This is a genomic window from Polaribacter haliotis (genome assembly GCF_014784055.1).
In the GTDB taxonomy this organism is placed as follows: domain Bacteria; phylum Bacteroidota; class Bacteroidia; order Flavobacteriales; family Flavobacteriaceae; genus Polaribacter; species Polaribacter haliotis.
In genome coordinates this window covers 3303738-3318500 of the sequence record NZ_CP061813.1, presented here as the reverse complement: position 1 = coordinate 3318500, position 14763 = coordinate 3303738, and the positions used below count along the sequence as shown (strand labels likewise).

General features: G+C 31.1%; 9 protein-coding genes. 2 read left to right on the top strand and 7 right to left on the bottom strand.

Features of this window, described 5'->3' with window-relative positions; all coding sequences use genetic code 11:
* Positions 1–12: 12 nt before the first annotated feature.
* The 7 genes from H9I45_RS14200 to H9I45_RS14170 are packed head-to-tail and all read right to left on the bottom strand — an operon-like array spanning position 13 to position 12780.
* Positions 13–3159 (bottom strand): glycoside hydrolase family 2 TIM barrel-domain containing protein, encoded by a 3147-nt coding sequence (locus tag H9I45_RS14200; RefSeq protein ID WP_088354469.1) that lies wholly within the window; start codon positions 3157–3159, stop codon positions 13–15.
* Positions 3160–3181: 22 nt separating this feature from the next.
* Positions 3182–5419, bottom strand: coding sequence for a GH92 family glycosyl hydrolase (locus tag H9I45_RS14195; RefSeq protein WP_088354470.1), 2238 nt, complete (start codon positions 5417–5419; stop codon positions 3182–3184).
* Between the two features lie 2 nt (positions 5420–5421).
* Positions 5422–6543 carry a putative glycoside hydrolase gene (locus tag H9I45_RS14190; RefSeq protein ID WP_088354471.1) on the bottom strand — a complete coding sequence of 374 codons (1122 nt, stop codon included), beginning with the start codon at positions 6541–6543 and terminating at the stop codon, positions 5422–5424.
* Between the two features lie 6 nt (positions 6544–6549).
* A complete protein-coding gene (locus H9I45_RS14185; RefSeq protein ID WP_317043384.1) occupies positions 6550–7626 on the bottom strand; it encodes a carbohydrate-binding family 9-like protein in 1077 nt (358 codons plus the stop codon).
* Position 7627: 1 nt separating this feature from the next.
* Positions 7628–8593 (bottom strand): glycoside hydrolase family 130 protein, encoded by a 966-nt coding sequence (locus H9I45_RS14180; protein ID WP_088354472.1) that lies wholly within the window; start codon positions 8591–8593, stop codon positions 7628–7630.
* Between the two features lie 6 nt (positions 8594–8599).
* On the bottom strand, positions 8600–10477 hold the full coding sequence (locus tag H9I45_RS14175; RefSeq protein WP_088354473.1) for a sodium:solute symporter family protein: 1878 nt from the start codon (positions 10475–10477) through the stop codon (positions 8600–8602).
* 44 nt (positions 10478–10521) lie between these two features.
* On the bottom strand, positions 10522–12780 hold the full coding sequence (locus H9I45_RS14170; RefSeq protein WP_088354474.1) for a GH92 family glycosyl hydrolase: 2259 nt from the start codon (positions 12778–12780) through the stop codon (positions 10522–10524).
* 104 nt (positions 12781–12884) lie between these two features.
* Between H9I45_RS14170 and H9I45_RS14165 the strand changes: the two genes are divergently transcribed.
* On the top strand, positions 12885–13940 hold the full coding sequence (locus H9I45_RS14165; protein ID WP_088354475.1) for a sensor histidine kinase: 1056 nt from the start codon (positions 12885–12887) through the stop codon (positions 13938–13940).
* 2 nt (positions 13941–13942) lie between these two features.
* Positions 13943–14656 carry a LytR/AlgR family response regulator transcription factor gene (locus H9I45_RS14160; RefSeq protein ID WP_088354476.1) on the top strand — a complete coding sequence of 238 codons (714 nt, stop codon included), beginning with the start codon at positions 13943–13945 and terminating at the stop codon, positions 14654–14656.
* Positions 14657–14763 lie beyond the last annotated feature (107 nt).

Here is a 14763-nt window from a genome sequence, read left to right as displayed (position 1 = left end):
TTGTTTTTTGAATTATTTTGTTGAAGGTGTTATTTTGAATTTATAAGTATATATTTTCTCAGAAAGCCTGTATTTTTCCATTGGCCATGCTCCCCAACTATCGATACTTCCTAAACCCATTTGCTTATAATCTAACTGTAAATTTGTTAAATCTCTTTCTTTAATATCTGCTGCATTTCTTTGGTCTTTTTCAAGTCCGTCATCTAAATCTTCAGTTAAATAATGAAGCGCAGTTGCTCCAAAAAGTGTATCTGATTGTATTTTAATATTTGTTGATTTTCCATCTGATAAACTCCACCAGCGAACATCTGTTTTGTGTCCAGTTTCTTGCGGACGAATGTATGGGTAATATTGTTCTGAAACAGTTTGATTGTACAACCCTACTTTAGAACTGTAGTTTCTATCGATATAATTTTCGAAAGGACCTCTACCATAATAAGAAACTGAATTGAACTTTTTAGGCAACACCATTTCCATTCCAAATCTTGGTAAAATAGACACTTTTTCTGAAGCATCAATATTTATAGATTGTTCTATATTAATCTCACCATTACTATTTATTTCGTAATTTAATACTAATTTAGAATACACTATTGGCAAGGTATAATTCGCTTTTACAACCACTTTATTATCTGCTGTTGTAAAATAATCCCAATTGGTAAGTTTTGCTTCTTTCATTGGGTTTTTCCAAGCTATAAATTTCTTCTGAAAACTTGCTCCCATGTCATTGTCATTAGGCGCTCTCCAAAAATTTGGGTGTATTTGCGTATTTTCTTTTAATATATTTTGATTGTTAAATATATAGCCCGAAATTAAACCTGACTTTTTATTGAAAGTAACACTTGCTTTATTACTTTTAAAAGTAATTTCTGAAGTGCCATTTTCAACACTCATTCTGTTAACTCCTTTTACAGAAATATCGTTTTTCCAACTTCCATCTAAACTCAATTGTTCTGATGCTATTTTATAACCATTTGGTAAAAAAGGTTCAGAACTTTTTATGTGATACGTAACATTTACCAAAGCTTCCCTGAATTGTTTTCCTGATAAATTTACTGGAATTTTATACGTTTTAGATTCTTGCGGATTTACCTCTAAGTTTTCAATAGTTCCTTTTTTAGAAACCACACCATCCAATAATAATTCCCATTTTAAAGATACATTACTTAAGTCTTTAAAAAAGAATTCGTTAAATACTTTTATGGAAGCCGTATTTTTATCTGCCCAAGAAGTTAAAATATCTTGATACACATTCTGCACTTCAAAAGCATGCGGATTTGGTTCTCTTTCTGGATTAAAAACACCATTATTTAAAAAGTTATTATCACTTGGTACATCTTCAGGACCAAAATCGCCACCATACGCAAAAATTACAGTTCCGTCTTTTCGTTTTTTATACACAGATTGGTCTATCATATCCCAAATAAAACCTCCTTGTAATATTCTATATTTTCTAATAATATCCCAATAATCTTTAAAATTTCCCATGGAATTTCCCATTGCATGTGAATATTCACATTGAATTAAAGGTTTACCACCATTTGGATTTGCTTCAGCATACTCAATCATTGAAGTTGGGGAACTGTACATTGGCACTACAAGATCGGAATCCCAATCGAATTTTAATCCTTTTCCAGACCAACCTCCTACAGAAGCTCTTTCGTATTGAACTGGTCTTGAACTGTCTAATTCTTTAATTCTTAAATACGATCTATAGAAATTATATCCATGTCCTGCTTCATTACCCATGCTCCAAATAATAATTGAAGGATGGTTTTTATCACGAATAACCATTCTTTCCACACGTTGCAAATGCGCCAATTCCCAATTTGGTTTATTTCCCAAAGTCTGAGTAATATTATATCCCATTCCATGAGATTCTATATTGGCTTCATCTACAACATAAATTCCGTATTTGTCACATAATTCATAAAAATAAGAATCGTTTGGATAGTGTGATGTTCTAACTGCGTTGATATTAAATTCTTTCAATACTTTTATGTCTTGCTCCATTCTCTCTTTAGAAATGGTTTGCCCAGTTGTTGGGTCTGTTTCATGTCGATTTACACCTTTTATATAAACAGGTTGTCCATTTACTAATAATTGTCCGTTTTTAATTTCTGAGGTTCTAAAACCTATTTTTTTACTAATAAATTCAACAGTTTTTCCTCTTTTATCTTTCAAAATAAAGTTTACAGTGTAAAGATTCGGAACTTCCGCACTCCAATTTTTGGTGTTTTTTACGGAAAAATTAAATGTTGATTTTGCTGATAACTGATTCTTATTTAGTTCTTTTTTATCTATAATTTTATCGCCATCTTTTAGCTGAACTTCTAAAGCGTATTTATTTTTTTTATCTAAGTTTGATATTGATGTAGATACTTTTAATGATCCGTTTTTGTAAGAAGCGTCTAAACTAGGTAAAATTTCAAAATCTATTACATGTGTTTTATTACGAGCGTATAAAAACGTTTCTCTGGTAATTCCGCTCATTCTCCAAAAATCTTGACATTCTAAATACGAACCATCATTCCAACGCATCACTTTAAAAACAATGGTGTTTTTTCCTGATTTTAAAAATTGATTCAACTTGAATTCTTGTGGTAATTTTCCATCTTCTCCATAACCAACATATTCGCCATTTACCCAAACTGTTAAGTTTGATTTTGCAGCACCTACATGAAGAAAAATATCTTTTCCTTTCCAGTTTTCATCAACATTAATTTCTCTTCTATAAATACCAACGTGATTTTCTTTTGCTGGAACAATTGGTGGGTTTTTCTTTAAAATTTTATCAAATTCGTAAGTCGTATTTACATAAACTGGATATCCATATCCATTCACTTCCCAGGTTGCAGGAATTTTAAAATCGTCCCAATTGCTATCATTAAAAGTTGGTTTTTCAAAATTGTTTGGTAAATCTGTGGCATTTTCAATCCATTTGAATTTCCAGATTCCATTTAAGTCTAAATAATTTTTTGATGCTTTCCAGTCGCCTTTTTTCGCCAATGCTTCATTTTCGAAAACATAATAAGAAGCATGCATAGGCTCTCTATTATCTTCATTTTTATTTTCGTTTAGCCAGAAAGGTTTGTCTTGACTAAACCCTTTTATTGAAAGACAGATAACAACAACTAATAATGCAATTCTTTTATTCATTTTAAATACTTTTTTATACTTTCTATTGATAAATTTTTGATGATATTCCTAAGTTATAAGTTTTATTTACAGCAGGTTTATTTCCCATTTTAAAAACGAGTTTTCCTCCATTTGCAATCTCACTATGACGAATGTAATTCCTATTTATTTCCTTCTCATTTAAAGTAATAGACTGGATATATTTATTTTCTGTGGAATTGTTAATCGCTTCCACCGTAAATTGATTTCCGTTTTCTAAATTGATGGTTGCTTTATCGAAAATTGGCGAACCAAAACTATACATTCCTTGTGCTGGATTTACAGGGTAGAAACCTAAAGAACTTAAAACATACCAAGAAGACATTTGTCCACAATCCTCATTTCCACAATGTCCATTTGGTTCATTTTTGTATTGAGTTTCTAAAATTTCTCTAATAATACTTTGTGCTTTCCACGGTTTATTTATGTAATTATACAAATAACCTACATGATGGCTTGGTTCATTTCCATGTGCATATTGCCCAATCATACCTGTACTAAAAATAGGTAATTTGTCTTCAGGCAAAGGATTTAAGCTGAACATAGAATCTAACTTTTGCTCAAAACGTTCTTCTCCACCAATGGTTTTTATTAAACCTTCCAGATTTTGTGGAACATTCCAAACATATTGCCAAGCATTACTTTCGCAGAAATAAGGTGTGTATTCTTTAGGAATAAATTTTTCAATAAAATTGCCTTCCTTGTATTTAGGGCGCATAAATGAACTTTGCTCATCATACACATTTCGCCAGTTTTCGGAACGCTTTAAAAAATATTGATAATCTTCTTCTTTCCCTAATTTTTCAGCAAACTTCGCAATACACCAATCGTCGTAAGCATATTCTAACGTTTTAGAAACCGACCAATTTTCATGTTTTACATCAATTGGAACAAAGCCTAATTCTTTGTAAGTATCAATTTGACGAGCATTATCCATTGCACTTGCTTTGCAGGCTTCGTAAGCTAATTCAGTATTAAAATCAATTCCTTTAAAATAAGCATCAACTACTACAGGAACTGCGTGATAACCAATCATCATATTAGTTTCATTTCCTTGCATGGACCAAACTGGTAATAAACCTGTTTCTTTATAATGTGCCAACATCGATTTAATCATGTCCGACACTTTATTTGGATGCAAAATTGTATAAAGTGGATGCGCAGCTCTGTAAGTGTCCCATAAAGAAAACGTGTCATATCTATTGAAATCACCAGCATTCATAATGGTATCGTTTGCACCTTTATAATTTCCGTTTAAATCACTTAACAAAGTTGGCGCCAACATACTTTGATATAACATTGTATAAAAAATATGCTTTTTGGTGCTGTCTTTTGATTCTATTTTAATTTTTTGAAGTTGTTTTTCCCAAATCTCATCTGCCTGTTTTCTGTATTCTTCAAAATTAAAATGAGGTGCTTCTTTTTCTAATGATAATTTTGCACCTTCGATATTTCCTGTTGATAACCCTGTTTTTAAGATGATTTCTTCACCTTTATCAGTAGCATAATTTAAAATAATTTTGGTGTTTTTTCCTTTTGCAACATCAGAAACTAAACTATCATTTTGATACAATTCGTAAGACTTAAAAGGTTTAGAAACTTCAATTTGAAAATAAACTCTTTGGTCTTTTGCCCAACCTGTAGATTTTCTATAGCCTCTAATAGTCGTATTATTAACCACTTTTATTTGCGTATCTGTTGGACTATCCCAATTTAAAGCATAGCCTAAATCGACATGAATTTGCGACAACGAATCTTTTGGAAATGTGTATTTATGGATTCCTGTTCGGTTTGTTGCTGTGACTTCGGCTTTGATATTATAGTCTAATAAATCTACAGCATAATATCCTGGAGAAGCAGTTTCTTTATCGTGAGAAAAACTCGAAAAAGGTTTAAAATTATTCTCTTTAATTCTTTTTGAAAATTTGCTATTGGTGGGCATGACCAAAATATCATACAAATCTCCAGCTCCAGTTCCTGTTAAATGCATGTGAGAAAAACCAGAAATTATGGAGTCTTGGTAATAATATCCTGCAATTCTGTCCCAACCTGGAATACCAATATCTGGACTTAACTGTACCATTCCAAAAGGCATTGTTGCTCCTGGATATGTATTTCCAGGACCATCTGAACCAATAAACGGATTCACAAAACCTGTTAGTTTTATAGCATCGTTTTTCTCTTTAGTGCAATTAAAAAAAAGCACTAAAATTATTATAAAAAAAAAGCCCTGTTTTTGCATACTTATTTAGAAAATGACGCTTTTGTTTCTCTAATTGTTTTTAAATATTCGTCTGTTAATTGAGGACCATCAAAAAATGTTACTCCTTTTGCTCCATTTTCTTTCGCTAGCAAAATAGCTTGTTTTAACTCTTCATTAGATGTAAAAGGAGGTAAATAAACACCTGTATTAACACCTACTTTTTTTCCTTTTAAATCATCAACTCCTTGTTTAGTTGCATATCCTATCCAATCTATTTCTTCGTTATAAAACCCGTGATAAATCATTGGATATACCTCATCTATATTCCATTTATCCCATCTTTGACGAACCATATGATCTGCCATTTCTGGATAAGGAAATACTGCAGCTGTTAGTTTTTTATTATTGTTATGTACAATTTTATAAGCATCATCAACCAGTGTTTTTATTGCGTTTAAACGGAAATTTTTCCATTCCATATCAATCGCAGTATTTTTACTTTCTCTTGGGTTTTTATGATGTATTTTCTCGAAAGCATTTACACATTCATCACAATAACAAAAATCGTATTCTGCCATTTCTGTATCTTGAACTAAATTGTATTTTGGCAATAAACCAATTGGTAAAAAAATGTCTGGAAAACGTATATAATCTAAATGCACACTTTCAATTCCTTCTACTTTAGCCAAACCTTCAACCAAACCTAAAATATGGTTTCTTGATGCTTCTCTGGTTGGGCACAACCATTGATAATAGCCAACATAAGGTCGTGTATCGAAACAAGATTTTCCTTCGCGACTTACTTGATACCATTCTGGATGTTTTAATGCAACTGTATCTCCAGGACGATTTACAGCCATAATCCACGCATGAACTTTTAAACCTTCTTTCGTTGCAATTGGCACTAAACGTTCCAATTCTTTTGGGTCTGTATTTGTATTGATTAAAATTTCGTCAATACCACCTTCTTTGTATTTTTTAAACTCTGCAGCATAATCTGCATTTTTTTTATCTTTTTGGGACGTTATCCAAACACCAAAATCGAATGCTGATTTTGTATTATTTACAAGTTCTTTATCATCTTGCTTTTTTTCTACTTTTTGATTGCATGCTGTAAAAGCAATCATTAATAATAAAATTGAAAGTTTACCTAATAGCTTCATATTATTTTATTTTGAAATGAATTTTCCGTCTTCTTTTATAATTAGTACTTTTTGAGTAAATGGACTTTTCGTCATTAAATTCCAACCTGTTTCATGGAACTTTAATTCTGGTATAATAGTTTTTCCATCCACTTTAATTTCTGTTGATGATAATTTATCAATAGATAACCACAACTTATTCTTTTTGAAATGGCTTTTTTGTTTTCTGTATAAATTATACAATTCTCGTTTGATTTTATCGTCTTTCGGAATTGTAAATGAATCGTTGCTTTCCACATTTTTTGTTGAAAAATAAACATATCCCCAATTTTCTGGCAAATGCATATTTATAACTCCTGTTGACGACCAAACCCAATTATATTCATGTAAATATTTACCATCTTTTCCTTTTTTACGAGAATATTTACCATCTTTAATATCATGATCCCAATTTACTCTCGAAAAATTAACGCGCCAAAATTTATCTCTTGGCACATTGTCTTGTTTGTAAAGTGTTCTTAAATCTTTAAATGGAATTGCAATTTCTAACGTCCAACTTTTATCAGTATCACCCGAATTATTTAATGTTCCATTGATGCTAATTGCAGACTTTAAGCCAGTAAAATTCCAATCATTTAAAATAACCCCATCTGACTCTCTGTAGGGTTTCGAAATAAATAAATCCCAAGCAGTATTTAATGCATTAATTTCTAATTCGTAATAATTATGTGTGTCTCCATCTGGCTCTATAAAAACCTCGAAATCATTATTGTAAAAAATAACTTCATCTCGTTTTGTAATATCTGCCCAAATATGAGGTTCTTTCATTTCTGCTAAAATATAATAGTAGTTTTCGTCCCAAAGCATTTTTACATTGGTTTGATATTTTGGTGTTTTCACCCCTTCAATATCAATAAAATTGTTTGTCCATTTTGCTTTTTTCCACTCAGACTCATTTGCTTTTCCATCTATAATTATGGTTTCCGAAGTTTTATGAGCGACATATGTTTCTGGAATAATTTCTTTTTTTGATTGCGCACAACTCATTATGGATACACCACAAAAAATAATACTTACATATTTTAATTTTGATAACATCTTCATCTTATAAACTATTATCTTTTGTAAATTGTACGACTTCACTCAACTTACCAAAAGCCATTGCTACAACTGTATCTGCGGCACCATAGTAAATTGCCAATTTATCTTCTTTTGTATCATGTAAAGCTGCACAAGGAAAAACCACATTTGGTACATCTCCCACCATTTCGTATTGTTCTGCAGGTCCTAATAAATAAGGTTGTGTTCTGTATTTTACTTTATCTGGTTCATTTTCTTCTAAAATTGCAGCACCCATTGCGTATCTAAATCCGTTACACGTATTTATAACTCCATGATATAACATTAACCAACCTTCATCTGTAAGAATTGGAATTGGCCCTGCTCCTATTTTTGTACATTGCCAAGCACTATCCTCGAAAGGCGTTGCTTTCATAACACATCTATGTTCTCCCCAAAATTTCATATCTGGACTATAACTGATATAAATATCGCCAAATGGAGTGTGTCCATTATCACTTGGACGACTTAGCATTGCGTATTTTCCGTTTATTTTCTGTGGAAATAAAACCCCATTTCTATTGAAAGGTAAAAAAGCATTTTCACATTGAAAAAACTCTTTAAAATCGAATGTATAACCAATACCAATTGTGGGTCCATTGTAACCATTACACCAAGTAATCCAATACCTGTCTTCAATAAAAACAACACGTGGGTCGTATTTATAATCCGATTCGATCATTTCTGTGTTTCCTGCCATCATTTCAATTGGTTCGTGATTAATTTCCCAATCGATTCCGTTTTTACTAAAACCAGCGAAAATATTCATTTGCACTGCTTTGTTATCACACCTAAAAACACCAGCAAAACCATCTTTAAAAGGAACTACAGCACTGTTAAAAATACTGTTAGAAGATGGAATATCGTATCTATTAATGATAGGATTTTCCGAATAACGCCAAACAACATCATTCGAATTTTCTGGTTTATCTTGCCAAGGAATTGAACTCATTTCTTTTTAATTTTTATATTTTCTCACTTTATCTAACCAAGTGAATTTTAAAACAATTGATGTTATTACAAATACCAATAATGCAATTAATGTTTTAGGATAATCTCTAATCATAAAATATATTGGTAGTAAAATCATGCTGGATTGCCATACAACACCAATGACACAATTTAACATATCACTTACAAAGTCTTCGTTTTTAGTAAACGTTTCGTCTTCACCTTTTAACTCTCTATAAACTGGACCCCACAAACCCCAAGGACGTACATTTGAATAAAACTTTTTTAAAGTTTCCATTGGTGTTGCTGGTGTAAAAAGTGTTCCTAAGAAAGAACCTAATAAAGAGACAATAAATATAATAGGAAAAATGTAAATCGCAGGAATTTGTGCTAAATCGTACAACCAAGTACCAATTTCGAAATTCGCTTTATTTTGGTCTAATAAAAACTGAAGAGTTGCAATAAACAAACCAGCTGTCATTCCCCAAAAATATCCCCAACCATTAAAACGCCACCAAATCCATTTTAAGAAATTTGCGGCGACATAACCACCATAAAGTGCGCTAGTTATCCATAAGGTTAGTGAGTTTATAGAATCTGCAAAGAACCCCATAATTACGCCAATAATTACAATTGCAAACGAAGCTATATGACTCGCTTTTATATAATGTTTATCTGGTGCAGTTGGCTTGAAATACTTCTTATAAATATCGTTTACAATATAGGCTGGTCCTGAATTTACAAATGCAGAAAAAGTAGACATAAATGCTGCTAAAAGTCCTGCTAATAACAATCCTTTGATACCAACTGGAACGTGGTTATTAATTACTTTTGGAAGAATAATTTCTAAATCATTTAAACTTAATGTATTTGAAACTGCCATTTCTGGAGCGATATACACCAAAGCAATAATAACGATTCCTCCAATTAATAAATAACGAGGAATAAAAAGCACCAAATTTGTAAAACCTGACATATATGCTGCCTCTTTTACCGATCTTGTAGATAAAATTCGTTGCATATCGTAACTTGGTGTTGGCCCAGCAATACTTGCGAAAATTCCTTTAAAAAGAGACATTCCTATAAACGCCCCAAACATTTTATAGCCTTGTGTATCTATTAAATTATTAAAAGCTTCGTACTTGCCCGTCCATGAACCTTCAATTTCCCAACCAAACATTATGTTGCTCCATTCTGTTGAAAGTACGTTGCTTATTTCGATATCTGTAACTGTAATAAATGCATAACCTGCAATTAAGAGCCCTGCTAAAACCATAATTCCATATTGCAAAACTTCGGTTGCAACTACAGAAAACATTCCACCTTTTATCGTATAAATGGTAGTTAAAAAAATAATTATTAAGGCATAACTCTGGTCGGATGTTAAAAGTTCGCTTTGCCCAATCATAAAAGTTAAATCCCAAGGAAGAATGATTGACATGAACTTCCCTACACCTTCAAAAAAGTAAGCAATAAAACCTATGGAAGCAATAATCGCAAAAATTGCCACAATTAAATGAGATGCTCTACCTGCTTTACCATCTCCAAAACGTGTTAAAATCCATTCGGAACCTGTCATAATATTCGAACGTCGAATCCAAGCGGCTAAGAAAATCATTATAAAAATCTGGTTCCAAATTGGCCACATCCACATGAACATGAAACTTTTAACTCCATACAAGAATAAAATTCCTACCATCCAAGCTGTTCCAGAAACATCGAACATTCCTGAACCATTACTTAAACCTAAGTAATACCATTTTATACTTTTTCCTCCGAGAAAATAAGAATCTAATCCTTTTGATGCTCTTTTAGAAATCCAAATTCCTACGCCTAAAGTTAAGACGATATAGAGCATTATTATTGAAACATCAATGATATCCATAGTTGGTTAGGGTTATTGGTTAGTTTTTATTGGCTGTGAATTAATTATTTTAAACTCCCCCAATTTTTGTTCGGCTGACTACCCATTACAAAATGCAGTGTTCCACCTTCTAATATCTCTTTATGAGAGATGTTTGTTCTATTGAACTCTTTACCATTAAGCGTTGCAGATTGGATATAAATATTCTTATCTGAAACGTTTTCTCCTTCAATTATAAATGTTTTTCCTTCAGAAACTTTAATTGTTGCTTTTTCGAAAATAGGGCTTCCAATTTCATAATTTCCAGAAGCAGGATTCATGGCATATAATCCAATAGAGCTTAACGCATACCAAGCACTCATTTGACCACAATCTTCATTTCCACTTAAACCATTTGGAGTTGTATTATATTGCGTATCCATGATATGACGTGCCCAATATTGCGTTCGCCAAGGTTGATTTGCATGGTTAAAAAGGTAAGCGATATGATGACTTGGTTCATTTCCATGCGCATATTGTCCAATAAGTCCAGAAATATCTGCAGAAATATTATCGCCAGTAATTTCTGAGCTTTCTGTAAATAACTGCTCTAATCTACTTGCAAAAACTTCGTTACTTCCGTGAAGTTTAATAAAATCTTCTGGATCTTGAGGAACAAACCAACTATGTTGCCAAGCATTCCCTTCTGTGTAATCTGTTTGCTCTCTGTGGTTGGAATGTTTTGCATCAAAAGGTTCGTTGAAAGACTTACCATCTACAGATCTTCCTCGCATAAAACCAGTTTTATTATCAAATAAATGTTGATATGCCTTTGAACGATCTAAGAAAAATTTGTAATCAGCATCTTTCCCTAAGGCTTTTGCCATTTGAGCTACACACCAATCGTCATATGCGTACTCTAAAGTAATTGTTACAGATTCGTCCAATAAACTATAAGGAATATATCCGTATTTCTTATAATGATTCAATCCTCTTTCATCTTGCATCATTGTTGTTTTCATTGCTTCAAATGCTTTTTCGGTATCGAAACCACGAATTCCTTTCATATATGCTTCTACAATTACTGGGATTGAATGATAACCAGTCATTGTATTGGTTTCGTTTGCGTACAAAGTCCAAACTGGTAATATTTCTTTGGTTTCATAATATGCCAACATTGTATTTATAATATCGGAAACTCTATCTGGCGCTGTTAAAGTTAATAAAGGATGTTCTGCTCTAAAAGTATCCCAAAGTGATAATGTAGAATATGCTGTATAGTTTTTTGCAGTTACAATTTCGTCATTCTCTTTTCTAAATTGACCGTTTTTATCGCTGTAAGTAACTGGCGCTAATTGTGCATGATACATTGCTGTGTAAAAAATTGTTTTTAAAGAATCTACAGGCGTTTCAACTTCAATTTTTGTTAAAGCATTGCTCCATTTGTCTTCTGCTTCATCTTTTATTATATTAAAATCGAAACCTCCTTCTCTTAAATTATCTTTTGCATTTTCTACACTTACAGATGATAAGGCTACTTTTACAAATAATTCTTCCTTATTCTTAGTATCAAAAAATAATTGTGTTGCAGTTTTTGTTCCCTCTGATGAATTATTATTACTAAAATTACCATCCGAATATAGTTGATGTTTTGTAATCGGCTTCGAAAATTTAGCCACAAAAAATACTTTTTGATTTCTTGCCCAACCTTTACTGAAACGAGTTCCACTTATTGTGTATTCATCTTCAATATTTATAGATGTTTTAAGAGGTGTATCCCAGTTTATTGCGAATCCTAAATCAATAACTACAGATTGTTTATCTTCCTTTTTAAAAGTATATTTATGATATGCTGTTCTTTTTGTTGTTGTTAATTCTACATTTACATTATGGTCTTCTAAAAAAACTTGATAATAACCAGGTTTTGCTGTTTCATTGTCATGACTATAAGAAGATCTATAAGCAATACTATCTCTAGATTTTGGATTGATAGATAAATCGACTTTTTTATTAATTGGCATAAAAAGAATATCTGCCAAATCTCCAATTCCTGTTCCACTTAAAGCCAAATGACTAAAACCAACAGCCACAGAATCTGAATAATGATACCCTGAACACCAGTCCCATTTAGAGATTCCATTTACAGGAGTTACTTGCAACATTCCAAAAGGAACTGTTGCTCCTGGATATGTATGTCCATGACCACCTGTTCCTATAAAAGGATCCACAAATTCTGTTAATGATTTTGTTTCTTGCTCTAAATTAGTTTTATCACATGAAACAACTGTTAGAATGGTTACTAAAATGTAAAATATCTTTATATTCGGATTTTTAAAATATATCATTTATTCCTGTTTTAAGTCAAGTAAATTAAAAAAAGTAGCGCATTATAAAGAATAATATTAGACAAATAGCTTAAGAATGTCGACAGACATCAAAAAGTAGAAATATGGAACCAAGAAAACTATTTATAATAACACTAAGACATCATGTAATTTTTTGGTTAATTTATTTCCTATTTAATACTTTTCGATGGGGTAGATATTTTAACGATTTTATGTATTCTTTTAAAACCAACCTTATAGGTTTTCCAATACATATTTTCTTAGCCTATCTTAATATTTATTATTTAATGCCCAAATTTGTTTTCAAACGTAAATATAACATTTATATACTCTTTGTTATTTTGGCTTTGTTGGCAATGGTTTTCCTTAAATTTAACCTAACTTACTACCTTATTAGTAACGATGTTTGGCCAGAAGGACCTCAACAAATTAATCAATTTACTATGGATTATGCCATAGATATGATGATTGGAGAATTATACGTTGTAACCTTTGTAACTGCCATTAAAATTACAATGGATTGGATTAAGGAGCACAAAAGATTAATAGATTTAGAAAAAGTGCAATTAGAAACAGAATTACTTTTTTTGAGGTCTCAGGTGTCTCCACACTTCTTTTTTAACACATTAAATAACATTTATTCTTTAGCCATTGAAAAATCAGAAAAAACGCCGAAAATAATTTTAAAGCTTTCGGAGTTAATGCGATATATTCTTTATGAAACAGGCAACAAAAGACAAAGTCTAGAAAAAGAAATTCTGTGTATTCAAAATTATATTGAATTAGAAAGAATGAGACATGGAGAATTACTGGAAGTAAATATGGATATGGCTGGAAATATTATGGGAAAAAAAATAGCTCCTATATTGCTGTTATCTTTCGTAGAAAATGCATTTAAACATGGAATTGACAAAAATATTTATGAAGTGAAATTAGATATTAGTTTTGAAATTAAAGAAAACTTTCTTTATTTTAAAATAACAAATCCTACTCCTGCAGTTTCAATTTATGAAAAGAATAAAATTATACCTAATTTTGGAGGTATTGGATTAACAAACGTAAAAAAAAGATTAGAACTTGGATATCGTAAAGAAGACTACGATTTATCCATTGAAACAATAAATAATTTATTTATTGTAAACTTAAAAATAAAAGTATAAAAATGGGGATAAGAAGTTTGATTATTGATGATGAGCCATTAGCTATTAATGTGATTAAAAATTACTTAGAGCAAATAAACGATATAGATGTTGTTTCGACATTTGGTAACGCCATTGATGCATTAAACTTTTTAAAAAAAGAAGTAGTAGATCTAATTTTTTTAGACATAAATATGCCTCTTTTAGATGGTTTAAGTTTTATTAAAAGCCTAGAACACAAACCTCTTATTATTATTACAAGTGCCCACAAAGAATATGCTGTGGAAACTTATGAATTGGAAGTGCTCGATTATTTAATAAAACCAATTCCATTTCCTCGTTTTATGTTGGCTATAAATAAGGCACAGAAGATTTTCTATAATAATAAACAATCTCAAACAAAAATTAATACAAGGCCATTTATCTTTGTTAAAGTAGATAAAAAGAAAAATATTAAAATTTTTTTAGATGAAATTTTGGTAATAGAAAGCCTAAGGGATTACTTAAAAATTAGTACTTCTACAGATCGATTTATTATACACCAAACACATAATAGTTTTATTGAAATGTTACCTTCTAAAAATTTTATTCGAATTCATAGATCTTACACTGTAGCATTTGACAAAATAGATGTTTTAGAAGGCAATAGCGTTGAAGTTGGAGGCATGAGATATGTTATTGGTAGAAGTTACTTAGACGAAGTTAAAGGCAAAATACTAAACCCACCCAACAATTAACTTTGGCTTTTTTTTCCTTGATTTTAAAAAATTTAAATTGTTACAGATAAAATCAATATTACTTCTAAACTTAAAACAATAGATTGCTTTCCATTTATTTATTAACT

Coding starts and splice junctions, on each gene's coding strand:
- H9I45_RS14165 (WP_088354475.1), top strand. CDS start 12,885: ATGGAACCAAGAAAACTATTTATAATAACACTAAGACATCATGTAATT.
- H9I45_RS14190 (WP_088354471.1), bottom strand. CDS start 6,543: ATGAAGCTATTAGGTAAACTTTCAATTTTATTATTAATGATTGCTTTT.
- H9I45_RS14180 (WP_088354472.1), bottom strand. CDS start 8,593: ATGAGTTCAATTCCTTGGCAAGATAAACCAGAAAATTCGAATGATGTT.
- H9I45_RS14185 (WP_317043384.1), bottom strand. CDS start 7,626: ATGAAGATGTTATCAAAATTAAAATATGTAAGTATTATTTTTTGTGGT.
- H9I45_RS14170 (WP_088354474.1), bottom strand. CDS start 12,780: ATGATATATTTTAAAAATCCGAATATAAAGATATTTTACATTTTAGTA.
- H9I45_RS14195 (WP_088354470.1), bottom strand. CDS start 5,419: ATGCAAAAACAGGGCTTTTTTTTTATAATAATTTTAGTGCTTTTTTTT.
- H9I45_RS14175 (WP_088354473.1), bottom strand. CDS start 10,477: ATGGATATCATTGATGTTTCAATAATAATGCTCTATATCGTCTTAACT.
- H9I45_RS14200 (WP_088354469.1), bottom strand. CDS start 3,159: ATGAATAAAAGAATTGCATTATTAGTTGTTGTTATCTGTCTTTCAATA.
- H9I45_RS14160 (WP_088354476.1), top strand. CDS start 13,943: ATGGGGATAAGAAGTTTGATTATTGATGATGAGCCATTAGCTATTAAT.